The 21,098-nt window shown below is 39.2% G+C and carries 17 protein-coding genes, 2 pseudogenes and 1 riboswitch; of the genes and pseudogenes, 5 read left to right on the plus strand and 14 right to left on the minus strand.

The genetic code is table 11. The features are described from left to right. Positions 1-12 precede the first annotated feature (12 nt). Entirely contained in the window at positions 13-807 is a 795-nt protein-coding gene (gene sleB / locus H9631_RS15000) for a spore cortex-lytic enzyme (RefSeq protein WP_191814179.1), read from the minus strand. 147 nt (positions 808-954) lie between these two features. Then, positions 955-1,644 carry a glutamic-type intramembrane protease PrsW gene (gene prsW / locus H9631_RS15005; protein WP_191814181.1) on the minus strand — a complete coding sequence of 230 codons (690 nt, stop codon included), beginning with the start codon at positions 1,642-1,644 and terminating at the stop codon, positions 955-957. A gap of 93 nt (positions 1,645-1,737) precedes the next feature. Here prsW and H9631_RS15010 point away from each other — a divergent pair, with 93 nt between their 5' ends. Then, entirely contained in the window at positions 1,738-2,712 is a 975-nt protein-coding gene (locus H9631_RS15010; RefSeq protein ID WP_191814182.1) for an asparaginase, read from the plus strand. A gap of 196 nt (positions 2,713-2,908) precedes the next feature. Here the strand turns inward: H9631_RS15010 and H9631_RS15015 are convergent, their stop codons facing one another. The 4 genes from H9631_RS15015 to H9631_RS15030 form a co-directional block, all read right to left on the minus strand. Further along, positions 2,909-3,901, minus strand: coding sequence for a YpdA family putative bacillithiol disulfide reductase (locus H9631_RS15015; RefSeq protein ID WP_191814184.1), 993 nt, complete (start codon positions 3,899-3,901; stop codon positions 2,909-2,911). 380 nt (positions 3,902-4,281) lie between these two features. Further along, positions 4,282-4,854, minus strand: a complete 573-nt coding sequence (locus H9631_RS15020; protein ID WP_191814186.1) for an adaptor protein MecA — start codon at positions 4,852-4,854, stop codon at positions 4,282-4,284. A gap of 36 nt (positions 4,855-4,890) precedes the next feature. Next, positions 4,891-5,721 (minus strand): metallophosphoesterase, encoded by an 831-nt coding sequence (locus H9631_RS15025; protein ID WP_191814188.1) that lies wholly within the window; start codon positions 5,719-5,721, stop codon positions 4,891-4,893. A 449-nt stretch (positions 5,722-6,170) separates the two neighbouring features. Continuing rightward, positions 6,171-6,407 carry a hypothetical protein gene (locus H9631_RS15030; protein ID WP_191814189.1) on the minus strand — a complete coding sequence of 79 codons (237 nt, stop codon included), beginning with the start codon at positions 6,405-6,407 and terminating at the stop codon, positions 6,171-6,173. Positions 6,408-6,594: 187 nt separating this feature from the next. Here H9631_RS15030 and H9631_RS22895 point away from each other — a divergent pair. The 4 genes and pseudogenes from H9631_RS22895 to H9631_RS15045 all read left to right on the plus strand — a co-directional run. Further along, a pseudogene (locus H9631_RS22895) lies at positions 6,595-6,710 on the plus strand (spore coat protein CotJC); the annotation flags it as partial. Positions 6,711-7,545: 835 nt separating this feature from the next. After that, a complete protein-coding gene (locus tag H9631_RS15035) occupies positions 7,546-7,776 on the plus strand; it encodes a spore coat associated protein CotJA (protein WP_191814191.1) in 231 nt (76 codons plus the stop codon). Further along, positions 7,773-8,033, plus strand: coding sequence for a spore coat protein CotJB (locus tag H9631_RS15040; protein WP_191814193.1), 261 nt, complete (start codon positions 7,773-7,775; stop codon positions 8,031-8,033). Before H9631_RS15035 ends, H9631_RS15040 begins: the two co-directional genes overlap by 4 nt. Positions 8,034-8,069: 36 nt before the next feature. After that, the gene (locus H9631_RS15045) at positions 8,070-8,639 is read left to right on the plus strand and encodes a manganese catalase family protein (protein ID WP_191814195.1); all 570 of its coding nucleotides are present in this window, start codon (positions 8,070-8,072) and stop codon (positions 8,637-8,639) included. 104 nt (positions 8,640-8,743) lie between these two features. On the opposite strand, the gene H9631_RS15050 is transcribed toward H9631_RS15045, so the two are convergent. The 8 genes and pseudogenes from H9631_RS15050 to H9631_RS15085 all read right to left on the minus strand — a co-directional run bounded on the left by H9631_RS15050 (position 8,744) and on the right by H9631_RS15085 (position 20,797). Next, the gene (locus H9631_RS15050; RefSeq protein ID WP_191814197.1) at positions 8,744-11,155 is read right to left on the minus strand and encodes an EAL domain-containing protein; all 2,412 of its coding nucleotides are present in this window, start codon (positions 11,153-11,155) and stop codon (positions 8,744-8,746) included. 213 nt (positions 11,156-11,368) lie between these two features. Next, the gene (locus H9631_RS15055) at positions 11,369-12,583 is read right to left on the minus strand and encodes a beta-ketoacyl-[acyl-carrier-protein] synthase family protein (RefSeq protein WP_191814199.1); all 1,215 of its coding nucleotides are present in this window, start codon (positions 12,581-12,583) and stop codon (positions 11,369-11,371) included. A gap of 299 nt (positions 12,584-12,882) precedes the next feature. After that, entirely contained in the window at positions 12,883-15,168 is a 2,286-nt protein-coding gene (gene metE / locus H9631_RS15060; protein ID WP_191814201.1) for a 5-methyltetrahydropteroyltriglutamate--homocysteine S-methyltransferase, read from the minus strand. A gap of 24 nt (positions 15,169-15,192) precedes the next feature. Continuing rightward, entirely contained in the window at positions 15,193-17,046 is a 1,854-nt protein-coding gene (locus tag H9631_RS15065) for a bifunctional homocysteine S-methyltransferase/methylenetetrahydrofolate reductase (protein ID WP_191814202.1), read from the minus strand. Next, positions 17,030-17,853 (minus strand): annotated as a pseudogene (locus tag H9631_RS15070) (PLP-dependent transferase). Before H9631_RS15070 ends, H9631_RS15065 begins: the two are co-directional and overlap by 17 nt. 84 nt (positions 17,854-17,937) lie before the next feature. After that, positions 17,938-18,047, minus strand: a riboswitch (SAM riboswitch). A 398-nt stretch (positions 18,048-18,445) separates the two neighbouring features. Beyond that, positions 18,446-18,901: a DUF2663 family protein gene (locus H9631_RS15075; protein ID WP_191814204.1), complete on the minus strand. Its 456-nt coding sequence runs from the start codon at positions 18,899-18,901 to the stop codon at positions 18,446-18,448. 500 nt (positions 18,902-19,401) lie between these two features. Beyond that, on the minus strand, positions 19,402-20,193 hold the full coding sequence (locus tag H9631_RS15080; protein WP_191814206.1) for a LysM peptidoglycan-binding domain-containing protein: 792 nt from the start codon (positions 20,191-20,193) through the stop codon (positions 19,402-19,404). A 16-nt stretch (positions 20,194-20,209) separates the two neighbouring features. Next, complete coding sequence (locus H9631_RS15085; RefSeq protein WP_191814208.1) at positions 20,210-20,797, minus strand: CPBP family intramembrane glutamic endopeptidase; 588 nt, start codon at positions 20,795-20,797, stop codon at positions 20,210-20,212. Positions 20,798-21,098 lie beyond the last annotated feature (301 nt).

Raw genomic sequence — 21,098 nt, forward strand, 5'->3', positions numbered from 1 at the left:
CTTTCCACCTCCTCAACTACAGAAAATATGTTTACCGATTTTTTTAATTTGTGGCCTTGACCAAATCCATGCACTTGTGGCAGTATCCGGATTAAAATAGTAAAGGGCGTTGCCCGAAGGATCCCATCCGTTTATAGCATCTAAAACCGCGCTTTTGGCTGTTTCGTTTGGTGTCAACCAAATTTGACCGTCGGCTACAGCCGTAAATGCACCAGGCTCAAAGATAACGCCGGAAACGGTATTAGGAAAAGAAGGGCTATTCACTCTGTTTAGAATGACTGCAGCTACTGCAACCTGTCCCTCATATGATTCACCCCTTGACTCTCCATAAACAGCATTCGCCATGAGCTGGATATCATTTTGTGAAAAGCCCGCAGGCGTATTGACTGCAGTGGGCGTTGTAGGCTTTGGAGCTGCTCCTCCACTTTCTTGTCCCTTACCTCCATAATAGGTGAATTTTTTTCCCTTGTTCACCTGCTCCTTCACATATTGTTTATCATATTTTGATGCTTTTACTAATTTTGCTTTTGTATTTTCCCCAGCAAGACCATCTACTTTAAGGCCAAAATTATTCTGAAAATTCCTGAGTGCCCAGTACGTACCCCAACCGAAAACCCCATCTATTTTTCCATGATAATATCCGAGGTATTGAAGCCTTGCCTGGAGTTCGATTACATCATCACCAACCGCACCTTGCTGTATGACTTGGTTGGTGAACGCCTCTGGCTTTACTCCCGGAGAGGCTGTTACTGCGACAGCACACAATAAAACAACAACTATTATTTTGCCCCATGCGGCATACTTCATGCTGTACACCCTCCATAAAATAATTTCATGCCGATAGTATTTGGATTCGGAGCCTTTTTATTCAATTTGATTCAAAAAAACTACACTTAGGACAAATACAATAAAGGCCATTCAACTTTCAAGCTAAAAAGAACGCATCTGTCCAAATCAGACTGATGCGTTCTTTTCCTGTATTTTATTACCATAATGCTTTTTCGTAAGCAGATGAGCATGTTTGACTTTCCTTAAGCCAAGCCACCATAAAAACAGCATAAACGGTAGGATATAATAAAGCCAATTTTTCTCAGAAAGTAGAATAAAGTCATATAAACCATGTAGCAAGAAAGGCACAAAAAAAGAATAGACAAGCCATCGTTTTTGAGTTCTGTTCGACTGGAACTTCGCCTTACCAAGATAATATCCCATGATAACACCAAACAAGGCATGGCTAGATACAGGCAACAAAGCACGGCCAAGTGCAAAAGATACTCCATTCGCAGTCAGGTATAAAATATTCTCAACGGAAGCAAAACCGAGGGAAATACTTGCCCCATATACAATTCCGTCGAATGGTTCATCAAACTCGTCATGCTGATAAATGGCAAAGAAAAGTACAAACCATTTGAAAAATTCCTCAAAAAGGGCCGCTGATAGAAATGCTGACAGAAAGCTGCCTTGAATAATCTCTTCTGTAGACAAAATATATTGAACAAACATTATTGGAAAAGTAATAACGGCACCCATTAAAAATGTTTTGAACACCGTTAATATGGGCTCTTGGTCATATTGATCCCTTAAATAAAAATAGCTTAACAGCGCCAATCCCGGGGCAACACCAGCTGAAACTACCACCAGCATACACAGCCCTCTTTCTTTTTCATTTCTTACATCGTATCATGGAAAATAGAGTTTGAACATGCATTGAAGTAATTTTATATGGGAGTTGAGAAAATGAAACATATACTTGTTATCCATACAGGTGGGACCATCTCTATGGAAATAGATTCCGAAAATGACACAGTCAATATCGGGGCAACCAATCCTTTAACAAAAGCAACAGAGGAACTACATAAATTGGCAAACCTGACTGTTAAGGAACCTTTACATAAGCCCTCTCCTCACATCACAATAGGCGATATGATTACACTCAAATCCGTGATAGAGTCAGAATGTGCAAACGGAGGGATTGAAGGTGTCGTTATTACTCACGGAACAGATACAATGGAAGAAACAGCTTTTTTCCTTGACCTGACTCTTGAAACGGACATACCAGTCATCATGACTGGCGCCATGCGCTCTAGCAATGAAGTTGGATCAGACGGATTATATAACTTTATGGCCGCTATTCGCACAGCTACCCATGAAGATTCCAAAGGCAAGGGCTTGCTTGTCGTTTTCAATGATGAAATACATACTGCACGCGAAGTGACGAAAATACATACTACGAACGCCGCTGCTTTCCATAGTGTCACAACCGGGCCAATAGGAACAATCACAAATAAGGCGATTCATTTCCATTACGCTCCCCTTCAACAACAAAAAATAAAAATAAAAGAACTCACAAAGAAAGTCGGTCTAATTAAAGCGTATGCAGGAATGGACGCCTCTATTTTAAACGCATACCGTGAATTGAAATATGATGGAATTGTAATCGAAGCGCTGGGCCAGGGCAACCTACCTCCTGCTGTAGCTGAAGGAATTGAAAAACTTCTTTCTGAAAACATCCCGGTTGTCCTTGTCTCCAGATGCTTTAAGGGAGTTGTACAGGACACTTATAGCTATCCAGGAGGCGGGGGAGAACTGAAGAAACTGGGTGTCATTTTTTGCAAAGGGCTGAACGGGCCAAAAGCACGCCTGAAACTGCTCGCCGCCCTAACGCATACGGATAACCTAGAAGTATTGAATGACCAATATTTCTCTAATTGATTTTCTAGTGTTTCACTAGGCCAGTAATTGGAAGGTTGGAGCCGTTATAAGAGAGTTGGAGCCGTTATAAGAGAGTTGGAGCCGTTATAAGAGAGTTGGAGCCGTTATAAGAGAGTTGGAGCGCACCATCGCCCAAAAAGGGCTCGGCGCGCTCCAAACCATTCCAGTCACAACTGGAATATAAAGAGCATCCCGGTCAGTTAGACTGTCGAGATGATGCAGGGGCAGCTTCTCTATTTCTGATGGTATCCGCAATCTGACTGCCATGAAAGCGTCCATTTTCAATAAATATCTCATTGGCATTGTTACCCGCTGCGATGACGCCAGCAATAAATAAATCAGGGATGTTCGTTTCCATTGTTTCAGGATTAAACGCCGGCCTTCCCGTCAATTCATCTATTTGTACGCCCATAGCTTTTATAAACGAGTGATCCGGATGATAGCCGGTCATGGCAAATACAAAGTCATTAGGAATCTCTTCTTTCCCCTGTTCTGTAACGTAGATGACGCTGTTTTCCGTGATTTCTTCGACTTCTGCATTGAACAGCATTGTAATCCCGCCATTTCTTGCTAAAGCTTCAAAATCTGGAAGCACCCATGGCTTTATACTCGATGAATATTCACTTCCACGATATAGAACCGTAACTCTTGCTCCTGATTTTTGAAGTTCAAGAGCCGCATCAATCGCAGAGTTTTTCCCACCAATGACAGCCACATCTGTGTCAAAATAAGGGTGCGCTTCCTTGAAGTAATGAGAAACTTTATCGAGGCTTTCTCCCTTTATTCCCATTAGATTTGGGTTATCATAATACCCTGTTGCAATGATCACATAACGGGCTTCATAAGCGTTGCGATCTGTAGTAACCTTAAAAAAGCCATCTTGCTTTTTAACAGATTGAACCGTCTCAAATCTGTTGATTCTTAAATCTTTTCTTCTAACCACTTCCCGGTAATAGGTAAGGGCTTCATTCCGTTTCGGCTTCCGGTTTACTGTCAAAAACGGAACATCACCTATTTCCAGCTTTTCACTAGTGCTAAAAAAAGTTTGGTGGGTCGGATAGCGATAGACAGCATTTACTATATTCCCTTTTTCAATAATTAAAGGATTTTTGCCTATTTGCTGCAATGAAATAGCCGCAGACAAACCACATGGTCCTCCGCCTACAATAATACAATCCTCTTGCTGCATGAAAACAGACTCTCCTATCGTAAGAATTATAAGAAAAGCAAAAGGCGCGTTGCCTTAAGCGACAAGCCCAAAGCGAATTTGGATAAGTAAGTTCCTCAGTCACCACTGGGAAATGGCTTGATCCTTGCGAGGCTGGGCACTTGCAGGCTCAGGACGCGACATCCTGTCGCTTCGCTTACACTAGTACATCCCTGTACGTCGGCTGGCTCAGAACGCGACACCTTGTCGCTTCGCTTGCACTAGTACATTCCTGTACGTCCTAGTACATAGATAAACCTTCCTTTAAATAAAGTTTTCCATAACAAGCTATACTTTTACTCATTAAAAAATCTCCTTTCTTTATGATAGGAGATTTCGACTTTTCGTGCAAAAATAAAGTTTTAAAAATGGTCATTGATTAACGAAAATGCCTTTTCCTCTATAATCTTGACTCCATATTCCTCCAAATACGCTTCTGACAAACCCGCTTCTTCACCGTATTCACTGCAGAGGCTCTCGATCGTATCATGAATTATGGAGAAACCATCCATTTTTAAATAATACAGATCTCCAAATGCAAACAAGGTACTGCTTGCACAGTCAATATCTAATGAAGTCAACCTTTTTACCAGTAAGATGATATGATCAAATTCTTCAAATCTAAATAGGAGTCCTTCATCCTTTTCAACTTCCGGCAACTCATCTTTTATTATCGTATCATGCCAGGTCTCTTCTTCTTCTAAAGTCAAAATCAGAACGAGTTCCCTAGAAGTTAAGGAGAAAATCTCGATGGAGACGGCACCAAAATCATTGAGTTCGTATATCCTGCTTGCTTCATCCAACATTTCATCAAATAAAACATCCCATACAAAGGAGTCTCTCAGTAGCTCATCTTGCAAAAAGCCCTTATTCGTCAACTCTTCAAATGTGATTGAATACTTAATTTTATTTGATGATATTCTCTCCAGCTTCATTTGACCCGCCCCCCGAGGAATACTGTTATCCTCATACTATGAAGGAGAAGCCGGATGGTTCATGGACGTGGTGGATAACCCCTGATTTCTTTTGACAATAATAAGATGGGTTTCGGCAGGAGCACCAAGTCTTAGAGGCAACAATGAGGTACCATAGCCATTGCTGACAAACAAAGTTGTCGCTGGAGATTTCTTGATTCCGCCTTTTTCATATGGGCCAAATCCAAATAAGCGTATTTGTCCACCATGCGTATGCCCGCTTAAAATAAGAGGTACATTGTCTGCTTCTGAGACCTCTTTTGCCAGCTCTGGATTATGGCTAAGCACAATCCGGAATGCAGAATGGCTAATTGAATAGAGCACAATCCGCATTGTTTCACTCGTATCCGTGAAGTCAGTCCCGACCAAGACTACCTTTTTATTCGATCCTGGCAAAAATGCTGCCTCGTTTTTTAAAACAGTTACATCAAATTCTTGAAAAATCTTTTCAAGCTGTTTTAGATCAACCTCATAATCATTGTTTCCCCAAATAAAATAAGCTGGGGCAATCTTACTCAGCTTTTTCAAATTGTCTCTGACTCTCGAAAAAGGAACCCCTTTTTCGGTCAAATCTCCTCCGATGATGACAACGTCTGCCTTACCTTTTACCTCATTAATGACACTGTCATGAATTGTCCTGCGATGAATATCCGAGATGAAAAATAGATTCAAGTCATCGACCTCTGATGGATATTCATTAAAATACAATACATGCACACGGACAGAATTCGCAAAAGCCGCACGAACCATCATAAAAAGGAGAAATAGCCCACCTATAAACACCGCCGCCAACAAAAACTCTGTCATGCCATCACCTTTATTTTTCAACTCTCCTACCTATGAGCAGGATGTTCTACGGTCCTCATCTTAACATATGCCAGTATTTAAAAAAACAGTCTTAGCTTTATAGGAGTTTGGAATCAATGCGCTGGAGCAGGATATGGCGCTAGATCAATTTCTGTTGCAAAGTTAATTTTAATCAATCATTTGAAACTCCTTATACAAACAGTCAGAGCATTGGATAGTGGGCAGACCTATTAAGCGCCGATCTGCAACGTTAAAGCAAATTACAGCTAAAAAAAAACGATTCTCTTACAATGTTATGAATCGCCTTTTGAAAAATCGGGATTCTTCGACCATTTGATCAATCATGAATTAAGTGAAAGTAGAAAACTTATGCCTTGAATACAAAATCATCCAGAGAAAAACGAAAAATCATTTTTCTCTGGATGATTTATTTTAAGGGATCTTTAGACGGATCCGTTTCCAATGACAACTCAAATTTTGGCAGATTCAAATAATTTTTGAGAAAGAAGATAGGCGATCGTACCAATTAGAAGTGTTTCAAGCAGCGGCATTGAATTAATTTCTCCAAATTCCACTGATTGACTGTGGCCACCCTTTATTGCATAGAAATCCGGGGTATAAAGGGCAGTTGCAAGAGCACCTAAAAGCATGGGTAATGCCATATAAAGCAGAATAAAACTAATTAAAAATACGAAATACTTCTTCAATATCAAATCACCTCTTTTTGAATACTTTGTCACTTTACTATATTATACTTTCTTGTTCAGAAAGCCTTTCGCTAATCTAACATTATTTTCACTAGCTAATTAGTTAGCTAATAGTTCTTATTTTTACTCATAAAAAACACAGCACAGCCAATACCGTAATACAGAGTTGAACCACCAGTTCTGGTAAGAGAAGTTTATTCGCCTCGAAATGATTGCCACTATATATAAATTAACTAAAGATGCCACTCCTAAGCAAGTGAAATTGCTGGGACTCACTATGTGAATCATGAAAAAGCATTGTTCCGCTGGTTATCCTTTGGCAGCGACCTATATCTAGGCCAAATTCAAACCCTTTGTGTTTATAAACAAAAAAACATGTCACGATTCTTCCTTAACAAACTACTTCTGCTTTTTTTTGAATAACACAGAATCTCCAGTAAAGAAAATTGCAGAACATGCTACAGTTATAGCCACTGTTGATACTTCTGAGGGATAGTATTTAATGGCTACTACTAATGCTATTAAAAATATAGTACTATGAAATATTAATCGTGTTTTGCTTATTTGTGTTCCCTCCCATGCTTTTTCCCTCTAACTCACTCAAAGGCCACCTGCATATGGAATGATTGAATAATTTCATTTCACATATTTTTTCTACTTCTACATAAATAAATATTCAGTTATTACTTAGGGTTAATGATCCGATAACGTTAGAGAATGGTCCATAGTTGCATAAAGTAAGGAGCCGACACATGTCCCAAGAATGAAAAGTGAAACATTCACCGCAATTTGTATTTACATAATTTATTTTCAGCACAGGCTCTTCGATTACCATTCCAACTAAAAGTGAAAAATGCAAGAATTGGAAAGTAAATAATCATTAACGTTCCACTAAAATAAAAAATAGAATAACCCCATTTTCAAATATTGATTCTATTTAAAATTATAACGCAATTCCCCGACATTTTTCAGATCATTTTGTTGAAATCCACGCCTTCTTTTCCCTTAAAGCCTTGTAAATATCCCCCCTAAAAACGACGTTCCCATTATTTAATTAGACAGCGAGTATTCTTACAGGAATGTTTGACCGTATATCCCAATATAGTATTAAGGATGACATTTAGAAGGAGGTATTTCGGTGCCTACACATTATAAGACATACAAGCCGTATATCAGTCCGTTTGATCCATGTCCGCCTATTACGGTGAAATCATATTCCACTCCTCCCCATCTTTATTTAGGCTTCCAGCCGCCTAATCTGCCTCAGTTTCCACCAAGGGAAGCTTTGAGGAACGGGACACTTTGGAAGGTGTTTTATGATTCTTACTATAGCCCTTATGAAAGAGCAAAGGAGGGTTCTGACACATGAAGCAAATGCCTCCGGAATATTACAAGCAATTGGAGGAGCTTCAAGTAATGGATTTTGTCATAGTTGAATTGGCTCTTTACTTGAATACCCATCCAGGCGATATGGATGCTATCCGTCAATATAACGAGTATATAAAAAACCGAAAAGCTTTTCTAATACCATTCGAACAAGAATTCGGACCCATCACGAGCTTCGGCTACAGCTACTCTAAGTATCCTTGGGAGTGGAAAGAATCCCCATGGCCATGGCAGGTGTAAATTAACAAAACGTCATTCAAGGAGGTCCTCCCTTTTATGTGGGTGTATGAAAAAAAGCTGCAGTATCCAGTCCGCGTAAGTCAATGCAATCCAATGCTGGCAAAATTTTTGATTGAGCAGTATGGAGGTGCAGACGGTGAACTGGCAGCAGCTCTTCGATATTTAAATCAGCGCTATTCCATTCCGGATTCAGTGATCGGACTTTTAACAGATATTGGAACAGAGGAGTTTGCTCACCTCGAAATGATTGCCACTATGGTATACAAATTAACAAAAGACGCCACTCCTGAACAAATGAAAGAAGCAGGCCTGGGAGCACATTATGCGAATCATGATAAAGCATTGTTTTACAATAATGCTTCTGGCGTTCCTTGGACAGCTAGCTATATACAGGCTAAAGGCGATCCAATCGCTGATTTGTATGAGGATATAGCCGCTGAAGAAAAAGCCCGTGCGACGTACCAATGGATTATTAACATGAGCGACGATCCAGACTTAAATGATGGATTGCGCTTTTTAAGAGAACGGGAAATCATTCATTCCCAACGCTTCCGAGAAGCCGTTGAAATTTTGAAGGAGGAGCGGGATAGAAAGAAGATATTCTAGTGATAGCTGATCTTCCTCTTAGTTGTGATAGCTTGAAATCACAATGCTTTCCGTCACCACCTATGATACAGGGGGGCAGTTTCGCCCTCTTCCACCTTTATTGTTTATACTCCTTTACTTGAAGATTGCTTTACGCTTAGGAACTTTCTTTCAATTTTTTTTGTCTTCATGGGGTAACCGATATAATAGCCTTGTGCATAATTACAAGTAGTCCCCAATAAAAACTCCAAGTCCGCCTTTGTTTCTACTCCCTCAGCGACCACTTTTAAATCCAAATGTTGGGCTAATGTTAAAATACACTGCACAATAGCCGCATTCCCTTTATTGGTTGCAATGCCGGAGATGAAAGACTTATCAATTTTTAAAATATTAATTGGATATTTTTGCAAATAGCCAAATGAAGAATATCCAGTACCAAAATCATCTATTGATATTTTAACTCCCAGTTTTTTTAAAGCATGCAGCCTCTCAACTGTAATTGAGTGGTCCATAATGGCTATGCCCTCGGTGATTTCCAATTCGAGATATTGTGGATGAAGTTGTGTTTCATTTAAAATACGTGAAACGGATTCAACAAAGTTATACTCATTAAATTGTTTCATTGATACATTTACAGCTATTGTTAAGGGAGGAAAACCTTGTTCCTGCCACTTTTTATTTTGCCGGCATGCTTCTCTCATAATCCATTTCCCAAGCGGTTGGATTAAATTAGTTTCTTCTGCCAATGGAATAAACTCAGAAGGTGGAATATAGCCAAATTCTTTGCTGTTCCATCTTACTAATGCTTCTACCCCGGATATTCTTTTGTGTTCGAGATCCAATTGAGGCTGAAAATTCAATTCAAATTCATTATTTTTTAAAGCCATTCGCAGTTGTTTCTGCAAAGTCACCTTACGTTGAAGGTTCTGATTGATTTCTGGAGTGTAAAATTCAAATCCATTTTTTGTTTTTTCTTTCACAGAATACATAGCAGCATCAGCATACTTCATCAATTGGACGGCATGTTCTCCATTTTCTGGATATAAACTGATACCAATGCTGGGTGTAATAAATAAACTATATTTTTCTACTAAGATGGATTGTTTAAATAGATCAAGAACATCATTGGCCAGTTCTGAAACTGATTGAATCGAACAATTTTGAAAGATGAAAGTAAATTCATCCCCGCCTATGCGGTATACCCTGACATCGTGCTCGCATTTATTGATAACCGATTGAAGTAGGCATGATATTTCTATTAAAAGTAGATCACCTATATCATGTCCCAACGTATCGTTTATATTTTTAAAACCGTCTAGGTCCATATAGAAAAGAGCCAATTGATTATTCTGTTTTTTCGCCGCCTTTATTGTCTGGCACAAATCCTCATCGAAGAGCCGGCGATTTGGCAATTGAGTTAAAGAATCATGATAGGCAAGATTTCTAATTTTCTCTTCCTGCTCCTTTAACTCGGTAATATCAGTCGAAACCCCCAAAACTAGATTGTCATCGATGGTTTGAATAGGTATTTTAAATGTTTTCAACCATTTTTTATTGCCATATTGATCTTGTATTTCTTCCTCATGTACAATAAGTTCATTTGAGTTCTTACTTCCTTCCTTCGAAAGCTGATTTGAATTTTTTTCCAGATTTGATATACCCACTTCAGTTTGACCAATCATCTCTTGTGAGTTTAAACCATGGAAATCTGCGAAGGCTTTATTTGCTAATGCGTAGGTTCCATCCTGCTTGATAGCATAAATATAGTTTGGGTTTACATCAATCAGCTTCTGTAAAAAACTCCTTTGATTGTCCAATGCTTCGTTCATCTTATTTACTACTTGGACATGCAGCCGTAATGAAAGAATAAAGATAGAAATCGCAAAAAATCCGACAGCAAATCCACTTGGATACAATCTGGTTTCCGGAATAATGTTTAACATTCCAAAAGCATATCCTACCGTTATCGCAATGATGAAATAGAGAAGGAATGACTTATATTCATCATTTTTCATTTTCAAAATCAGCATAACACAAGCTACAATACTAACAACAAATAGGGCTACGTTTGAATGGAATGCCCATGAATGTGGGCCATAAATAGGGAAGTAAAAACCCGCATGACCATCTGTTTCTATCCAAATAATGTCCTCAATGGCTTTTTTGCTCCATCCCATTAAATAAACGATAAAACTCCAAACATAAAATAAACATACAACATATTTGTTAACGAACAATTTCCAACCGATCCCGAGATCATTCGTTCCCAATTCTTTTTCAATTGAATAAGCGAAATGAAATAATGCCGGCGATAACATAATTGATCCAATCCTAAGAAGCCTGAACAGAAAATCTATTGTTTCTTTAGTGAGGAAAGTGTATGCATACAAAACGGTTACATCAAATTGCCAAATACTTGCAAAAAATAAAAAGAGGAACAGAATGCGTGACAGCTTTTTCTCTTTAAGAATTTTCAATAATAGAAAACCAATTAATAAGGGAATAACAGCGATTAAAGTAGATATGAGTAAATTCATACTTCCACTCCCCATAAATCAAATGCACCTTGGCGTATTTTCGCCCAGATTGTATTGAGCTCTGCTCGTTACATTTCCTTCGAAAATCTGTGGCATCCGCCGGCGTCTTTAACTTTATTCAGCCGGGGTTTTAACCCCCACTAAATGGAATATTGATATGCTTTCATCTTACTATTTACAGAAGCGGAAGACTTCTGCTGTGTGAAGTCAAACCTAAAATTTATTAATCAGAATGCATGTATTGTTACCGCCAAGACCATGTGAGGTTACCGCAACTCTGTTCACAGGTTGATAAATCGTTTCATAAACAATCGGTAAATTTTCAAATCCTGTCCCCTTTGTAAATAAAGTAGGAGGAATAAAATTATATTCCATAGAAATTAAAGCAGAGATAACTTGCATGACTCCCATAGCTCCAAATGAGTGCCCAATTGAGCCTTTAATTGACGAAATGGGTACAGATCCCCCGAATAAATGCTGATGAACGAAACATTCTATTTGATCATTCACATGCAACCCCAACGCCTGACTGTTTACATAATCAGGAACTTGGTTGTTTACCGCCTGTTTCATAGCACTGAGCATCATATTACCTGAAGTATCTTTATGAAACATTTGTGAGCCTTCATTATTGGATGAGATGCCTTCAATCCTTCCATAAATGGTTGCTCCTCTTGCTACAGCCTCCTCTTCTCTTTCCATTATAAGTATGCCAGCTCCCTCGGCCATCACAAAACCTTTATGATCACTCGAAAACGGCACCCCGGTTTGCCCAATTTCTTTATTGATTTCCACCTGACGTAATTTATTAAACCCGAATGTGGACCATTGGCCAAGAGGAGCATCAGCGCCTCCAACGATACATATATCCGTTTGCCTCTGCTCCAATAGCAGCTTACCTAACAGAATCGCATCCAAACCTGCGGTACATCCGGTCGTCAGCGTAAATACATGCCCATTCGTACCAAGATGTGATGCAACGGAAGAGGAGATTGTATGAGAATCCACTATTGTGACCCCGTGAAGCGGATACTTCTTAAAATCAGTCGCCCAAACCGAATATTTTTCAATTTCCTTTATACTGCCTACCGCGGTTCCGATAATGACGGACATCCGAGAAGGGTCTTTTCCTTGCACTTCAGCCATCTCGATTGCATCATCAGCTGCAGCCATTGCAAGGCGGCTTACTTTTGAATAACGCTTGTAATTTCGTTCCTTTATTGTTAAAAATTCATGAGGGATAATACCCGCAACAATATTAGAATCATTAGGCCCTATTCCTTCTAATATATCAAGTTTACAAATCCCTTTTTCCAAGGTTTCTTTAAACCCTTCTTTATCATTAATATCCGGAGCTTTTATCCCATACCCCGTGATAACAATATCCCCCATGCAATCACCTGGATTTCTTTTGTTTTTAAATTTCATTATTTATCCTTTTCTGCCATTCACCCATATCCTTTTAAAGTTAATATTTTACTATATTTCATGTAAACAGTCGATTTTAGTCAAACTCCATAACTTTATATTTTTAGACTCATCTCCTGATACCAAGTTCATTTTACAGAGTATTCAACCGAAAGATAAACACATACCTTTATAAGAAAACTAAAAAAGTGAGAAAAACCAAACCTGCGTACTTAAATTGAAAGTACCCAAGCTTGGTTTCACTAACTCACTTTAGCAGAAATACGATTTATTGAATTTCTTTAATCTCCTGAATCTGTTTATTTCGATTGGACCCCAATCAATTGTGCTTTCCTGATCTCTTTTGCCGCTGTTACCATGTTTTTAAGGGCAGCAATGGTTTCTGTTTCTTTTCTTGTTTTTAATCCGCAGTCTGGATTAATCCAAAACTGACTGGATGGAATAGTTTGCAATGCACGGTTAACGTTAGCCTTTAGTTCTTCTTTGCTTGGAACGCGTGGACTATGAATATCATAGACACCCAGTCCGATTTCTTTATCGTACGTATTTTCTTCAAAAGTGGAGATCAGTTCTCCATGACTTCTGGAGGTTTCAATAGAAATTACGTCAGCATCCAACGCGCTGATAGCTTCGAAGATATCCTGAAAATCCGAGTAACACATATGTGTGTGAATTTGGGTGCTGTTTTGCACAGAGGCTGTAGCGAGCTTGAATGAATTTACTGCTCTTTTCAAGTATTGATCCCATTTCTTCACTTTGAGCGGCAGGCCTTCTCTTAATGCCGGCTCATCAACTTGGATAATCTTGATCCCATTTTTCTCAAGCTCTTCGATTTCCTGACGAAGTGCCGCTGCAATTTGATCTAAAACGTCAAATCGGGAAATATCATCCCTTACAAAGGACCAATTTAATATAGTGACTGGTCCTGTCAGCATTCCTTTTACTTTTTTCTCGGTCAGCGTCTGTGCATACACACTTTCCTTCACTGTCATAGGTTTATTAAATGAAACATCTCCAAAAATGACTGGTGGCCTGACACATCTGGACCCATATGATTGAACCCATCCGAATTTTGTCACTAAAAATCCATCTAATTTCTCACCGAAGTATTCAACCATATCCGTACGCTCAAATTCACCATGAACTAATACATCCAAACCGATCTCTTCCTGAATATCGATCCATTTCTTAATTTCACTTTGAATATATTCTTCATATGTCTTATCAGTAATATCCCCTTTACGCCATTTCAGCCTTTCCCTTCTAACTTCAGCCGTCTGCGGCAGACTCCCGATAGTCGTTGTTGGCAGTAATGGAAGCTGAAGCTGTTGCTTCTGTATGTTAATCCTTTCCTGAAACGGGAGCTTACGGTCAGTGCTTAATCTACCTGTTAGATTTGTATCTGTCTGTTTTCGATAGTCTGAACGATTCAACGCCTCAATCGCGTTTACACTTTCTTCTATTTCTAAAAGAATCGTTTCTTTCCCGCTTCCAATCCCTTTGGCTAAGAGTGCAATTTCATCCAGCTTCTCGTCTGCAAAGGAAAGAACGTCTTTAATAATAGGATCCAAAGTTTTTTCACTTTCTGTCGTTACAGGCACGTGAATCAACGAAGAAGAAGGCTGCACAATAATTCTTTCTTTATCAACGATGTTTCCGATTGACTCTAACAGACCGAACTGGTGATTAAGGTTCTGACGCCAGACATTCCGCCCGTCGATTACACCAGCAGCAAGTATTTTGTCTTTGGGAAATCCATGCTTGCTTAAGAGATCTAAAGAATGACCATGCACAAAATCAAGGCCAATTGCCGCTGCTGGCAAATTCACAATAAACTCGTATGAGTCGACTGATTCAAAATAGGTTTGAATAATAATGTTGATTTCCGGTATCTCTTTTGCAAACGTCTCATATACATATTTGGCTTGCTCAAGATATTCTTCAGTCAATGCAGTTGAAAATATCGGCTCGTCAATCTGAATCCATTTAACCCCGGCCTCTTTCAGTTCCTTTATAACTTGTATATATAATGGCAGAAATTCCTGAACAATTAAAGGGAATTCTCCGTCTTCATACCCTTTTCCCAGTTTAATAAATGTGATTGGTCCCAATAGGACTGGTTTTCCCTCGATTTCCAATTCCTCTTTTGCTTCTTTGTAGAAGCTAAGCAGACGATTCTCTTTTAATGAGGGCTTCGATTCATTGAATTCAGGAACGATATAGTGATAGTTTGTATTAAACCATTTCGTCATTTCCGATGCTACAGCATCCTGATTTCCACGCGCAATGGAGAAATAAGTCTCCAATTGAGTTCTTGTACCGTCCTCTTTGAATCTCTTTGGAATCACTCCAAACGTAATCGATGTGTCAAGAACATGATCATACAATGAAAAATCCCCTACCGGAATCAGGTCGATCCCTTTTTCTTTCTGCTTCCTCAATCCTTCCAAACGGATTGCTTTCGTTTCCTCCAGCAGTTCTTTTTCAGAAATTTCCCCACTCCAAAATTTTTCCAGTGCCTTTTTCCACTCTCGCTGCTCTCCGATTCTTGGATAACCTAAATTTGAACTTAAAACTTTTGCCATGCTATTTCCTCCTAAATTCATTTTTTATGATAAAGCGAATTGAGTTTGTTTTTTCACATCCAATTCCTTTGTTCGTTGCTGAATATATTTAGCTAATTCTACACTCAACTCATAACGAATGAACGGTGTGATTAGATAGATTCCATTAAAATACTCAATAGCCGTGTCGATTAATTTCTTTGCTATGTCCAATCCTATTTGGAGCGCCTGCTCCGGACTTTTGGCGACGGCCATTCGTTTTCTCGTTTCGTCTGTTAATTTAATACCCGGAACTTCATTATGAAGAAATTCGGCATTTTTCGATGAAACCAGTGGCATAATCCCGATATATATTGGAGCCTTAATATGTTTGGTCGCTTCCCATGTTTCAATAATTTTTTCCCGGCTAAATATAGGCTGTGTTAACACATAGTCCGCTCCAAATTGAATTTTTTTCTCGAGGCGCTCCGCTGATTTCCCAATATTATGAACATTAGAGTTAAAAGCCGCCGCCACATGAAAGTTTGTTTTCTGCTTAAGAGATTTTCCGGAAAAGGAGATTCCCTCATTACATTGCTTAATAAGCTTAATTAGATCAAATGATGTTACATCAAAGACTGAGGTTGCGCCTGGAAAATCTCCTATCTTCGTCGGGTCACCAGTGATCGCTAATATATCCCGGATTCCCAATGTGTGCAAACCCATTAAGTGAGACTGCATCCCAATCAAGTTACGGTCACGGCATGTTACATGAACAAGCGAAGAAAGACCGATGTCCCTCTTGACGAGCGATGCCATTGTTTTATTGCATATCCTAGGGGAGGCAAGAGAATTGTCAGCCACTGTCAAGCCATCGATACCGGCTTCTTTCAATGCTTTCGCCCCTTCGAAAAATTTCCGTGTGTCCAAATCCTTTGGAGTATCGAGTTCTACAATAATCGAGCGCTTCGTTTTGACTTTCTCAAATAACGTCAATTCATCAAGCTTTTTTGTTTCTCCTATTTCAATTCTTGCTTGCTCTTTGACCTTCTTTTTCTTAACCGGTATTAGTCCCTGTATGCCTTCCTTCATAGATCGGATATGAGCAGGAGTTGTTCCGCAGCAGCCTCCCATCAAACGGACTCCTTCATCCCTGAAATGGGCTGCAAACTTCTTGAAGTATTCCGGCTCAGATTTATAAAGCAACTTTCCATTCCTAAACTCCGGAAGACTTGAATTCGGATATGCTGATAAAAAGGCTTTTTCAGGAATAGGGACGGTCTCTAATGCTTTTAGCACATGGTACGGACCCAACCTGCAATTCACTCCCACCACATCAGCTCCTAAATCCTCCAGACGTTTAATAGCTTCAGATAGCAGAATTCCATTTTCAAGGACTCCAGGCTCATGCATGGACACATTTGTAATGATCGGTATATTGGTCACTTGACGCGCTATCTTGAGTACAGTGATTAGTTCATCAAGGTCATAATACGTTTCTAATAGGAGACCGTCCACGTGCTCAAATAGTAGACAATACAGTTGTTCTCTGAAACTTCTTTTAATCTCCTCAGATAGCTCTGAGTAAAATCTTGCCCCATGAATTCCACCAATCGTTCCAACGACAAAGGCGTCCTTTTTTGCTGCTTTTCTTGCAATTTTAACTGCTTCACTGTTGATTTCCTTGACGCGTTCCTCCAAACCATATCTGTTCAGTTTAATGTAATTGGCGCCATAAGTGTTTGTTTGAATCACTTCTGCGCCAGCCTTCAAATATTCTTCGTGAATATGAAAAATATCATCTGGGTGAGTGAGATTCAATTCTTCGAAACAGCGGTCTATCCCGTATGAATAAAGCAGGGTTCCTGTCGCTCCGTCACCAATCATTATTCTTTCTTTTAAACTATCTAACAGATTCAACTTGACTACCTCCTCTGTCTTTTGTTGAAGGCGCCAATCCATTTTTTTCTAATTGATTGAAAGCTTGCTCCAAATCTGAAATCAAGTCATCTGCGTGTTCAATCCCTACTGAGATACGCAAAAGACGGTTGCTAAGCCCATAGCTTTTTCTGGTTTCCTCTGGAATATCAGCATGTGTCTGTATTGCCGGGTATGTAATCAAGCTCTCCACACCCCCCAGGCTCTCAGCAAAGGTGAAAATATTTAATGCGCTTAAAAATGGAGAGACCCTTGATTCATTGGCGATTTCAAAGCTGATCATTCCCCCCTTCCAGGCAATTACGGCTAAATTTCGGATATCTGTTTCCTTCATCAATGGGTTTGTAGGTGTTTCAATAAATAGCGCTTTCGTATTGGATTGGATTGGATCAGTTGATGAATGCTTTCATGTTCTTGATCCCAAAATGAAAATTGGAGATGATAATTAGTTGAAAACCATTCAAACATCCGATAAGAGCCACCATACAAGTCTCTAATTGCGATAATATGATCTTCGGATGTAAATAAGGAAAAAACTAATTGAATCGCGCTCATTCCAGAGCTACAGGCAAATCCCCGATTTCCCTTCTCCAATTCTGCTATTGATCGTTCAAGGATATCGCGTGTGGGATTTCCAGTTCTGATGTAATCATAGTCATTTGACAAGCCGATATGCTGATGGCGATATGGTGCTGATAGATAAATGGGAGCGTTGATTGCACCAAGCGGCTCTTGTCTGTCATTCCCCGTTTGGACAAGCAGAGTTTCCCTTTTTAAAGACAATGTCATTCTCCTTCCTCAATGAGATATCGAACCCTTTTTCACAAGAAAAAGGCCTTCCCAACAAGAAGAAGCCCCAAATTAATAGGTTTCTTCTCATCTTCCAAGTTGTTTCCAACTTGATGGATTTAGCACCTTTCCGCATAAAGCGGTGGTTGCTGAGGCGTCACAGGGCCATTCCCCTCAACCTCTCTTGATAAGAAAAAAACTGCCATATCAAATTTTATTCATCCCCAAAACAACAAAAAACCGAAAATACAATCCTAGAAAGGTTGTATTTCCGGTTGACCGGTCAATACTTTTTTATTGTGTTGGTAAGATCAAATGCGCCTTGGCATATTTCGCCCAGATTATATCGAGCTCCACTTGATAAATTTCCTCTGAAAATCTGTGGCATCCGCCGGAGCTTTGACTTTATTCAGCCGAGGTTTGAACCTCCACTGAATGGAATATCATTATGCATTCATCTCGCCACTTACTGAAGTGGGAGACTTCCGCTGAATGAAGTTAAACCGAATTATATCCGGTTAACTTTTGTTTGTCAACAGCGTTTGCAAAAATATTTCACACCCATCTGAGCAAGATAGCTTCTATAATTATTTCACTTACTTTCGTAATATAGATTAATATCGTACTTCTTTTTCATCTCATCAAAAACGCGATGGCGGCTGCTCCAATGTTCCTCATTCCATATATCATGGCTTTTTTCGATAATTTCACATCTTAAATCATGGAATTCAGTTTCAGCTTTCTCTTTTTTCTCAAAATAAAATTTTAACGCTCCAAACAAAAGAACCCCCAATAAAAAGAGAAAAATAAGATGGTTTGTCCCTAACAATGCAGTAATACTGTTAATGATTGAATTGCCTTTTGGAACAACGACGAGCGGGTAGCTAATAAATAACAAAGTCAGACAATAGAGTATGAAAAATGACAGAATAAAGAAGTGAGTATTTTTATAATGATCATATTTCACTTTTCTCTCAATTAAATGCAGCATCATTTTTTTTGTTGCTTCGTCCACTTGCTCATCTAGTGTAAGCCTAACTTTGTCCATACGATCCCCCCATTAGAAAAGCGAAAGACGCATAAATTTGATGTGGGAGCTCTTCAGCTGCCACATCAAAGCTGCTCATTTCAATTACATCGTAAAAATTCTTCATGCGGCTTTAGTCGAGGAAAACATACGCTCCTTAAATAAGCTATACCGCATGAGCGCTTTCTTCCTGAACGTGGCTTGATTATTGCGCCAGTGCCTGACCAACTTAAATCGCGTCCTGTTTGCACCATTGGCACTGGAACGCTCTGTCTCGCATGTTTGGACTCAGTTCCGTACGATACCGTATAAAAAAACTGTCGACGCCCGGAGAATACTTCCCAAGATTCAAAATTTGATAAAAACATCCTGAACTTTTTAGAATACCGTTCAGAACCTGGGAACCCTAATGCACCTGTTTCAAATAAAGCGCAATTCTTTTATTCAATCTATCTAATTTTATATTTTCAAAAAGCCCCTCATCTTCATCATATGAGGGGCTAATCCATTTTATGAAACTATTAGGGCAGTGGAATAGTCAATGTTTGCCCAACACTGATTTCATTCCCTGCAAGTCCATTTGCCTGCCTTATTTTTTCAACACCTGCTTGGGAGCCATAATATTTCAGAGCAATCCGGAAAAGGTTCTCTCCCTGCTGGACTGTATGATAAGTGACCTTCCCTTGAGTATTTTCATTGTTATTGGCCTGATTTTGTTCTTCCTGTTGTTTCGGTGGATTTTCATGTTCTGCTGCTTTAGCCTGTTCTTCTTTCTTTGCTGCTTCTCTCTTAGCCGCCTCTTTTTTGGCGGCTTCTTTTTTAGCTGCTTCTTGCCTAGCTTTTTCTTTCTCTGCAGCCTCTCTTTTAGCTTTTTCCTTTTTGGCGGCTTCTCTTTTGGCCGCTTCTCTTTTTGCTTTTTCTTTCTCAGCTTGCTCTTTTTTGATTTTTTCTTGTTCGTTTTCCTCTTTTTTATCGGCTTTATCGGTTTCCTTTTCTTTTTTAGGCTCTGCTTCCATCACTGAATCTTCTTCAAAAGAGACCTCTTCCCCTGAACTGCTATTTGCAGGATTCGCTTTAGAGCGATCCCCATTATTGATGATGGACAGTATTACGATCGGAAGCATCAGTAAAATAAGTAAAAGAACAAGCGGTATAGATACTTTTTTCTTCTTTGTATTCCCATTCTGAGCTGTATCCGGCTTTTTCTTTTCTCTATGATAATCAGCTCTAGAAGGGAGCGCATCCTTTCCTGCATCCTGTTCGTTTTCGTTATCGGCCATTTGCCGATTTAGACGATTTTGATTCATTTCCATTTTTAATCCCCTTCTTTTACAAATCCTTTCGGAAAGAACCGAACTTTATATATATCCCTAACAAAAAGTCTATCGTAAAATGCATGGCGATTACCGGCCACAACAGCTGCCCCGCCAGGTTATAGACTATGCCTATCCAGAAGCTCAATAAAATAACATTCATCAATAAATACCAATGAGACCAATATCGCAAATGGATAATAGCGAAAATAAGGCTTGCTCCCACAAGTCCTACGGTTGTTTGCACAATCCCTCTAAACAACAGCTCTTCGGTAAAGGCAATGACGAAGGCTACAATAGGAATTTGCCAAAAAGGCATCGACTTAAAAATTTTATTATTGATCCCGCCATCGTCGTAATACTTTTTCGGCAATAGATTCATCATGATTATATCAATGCCTACTACTACTGCACCATTAGCAATCCCCCAAACAAACCACTTAAAATCGAATTGGAATTTCTGACCAACTTCAGCCATATCAAAGATGAAGGCCCCTATTACTAAGGAAATCCCCAGTAATATGAATTGAGTCAAATATAAGTGGAATGTAAGCTCCCGATGAGTCATCTGTTCAATGAGCTCTGACTGCCTGCTTTTTCTCATGAAAAATCACTCTTTTATTAGACCAATTATCTATCCATCATATGTAGGGGGTGCTTGCCCTTTATTCCCCAGCACTCCAAGTATGCACGATGCCTTATTGAACATTTTTTGTGAAATAATTTTTATCATGCTGATCTTTGCTTTGAATAAAAAAGAAAAGGTTTCTTTAATTTTATCACGAATCTGTTTTTTCGACTATGTTCTCTACGATCTTCCGTGGAATAAAATAGTTCGACAAATTCGTTACAAATTTCTTTTATGTTGAAATGTTGTTTCCAGAGGATTAATATATGTATAGAAA

This window comes from Bacillus norwichensis (genome assembly GCF_014836955.1).
In the GTDB taxonomy this organism is placed as follows: domain Bacteria; phylum Bacillota; class Bacilli; order Bacillales; family Bacillaceae_C; genus Siminovitchia; species Siminovitchia norwichensis.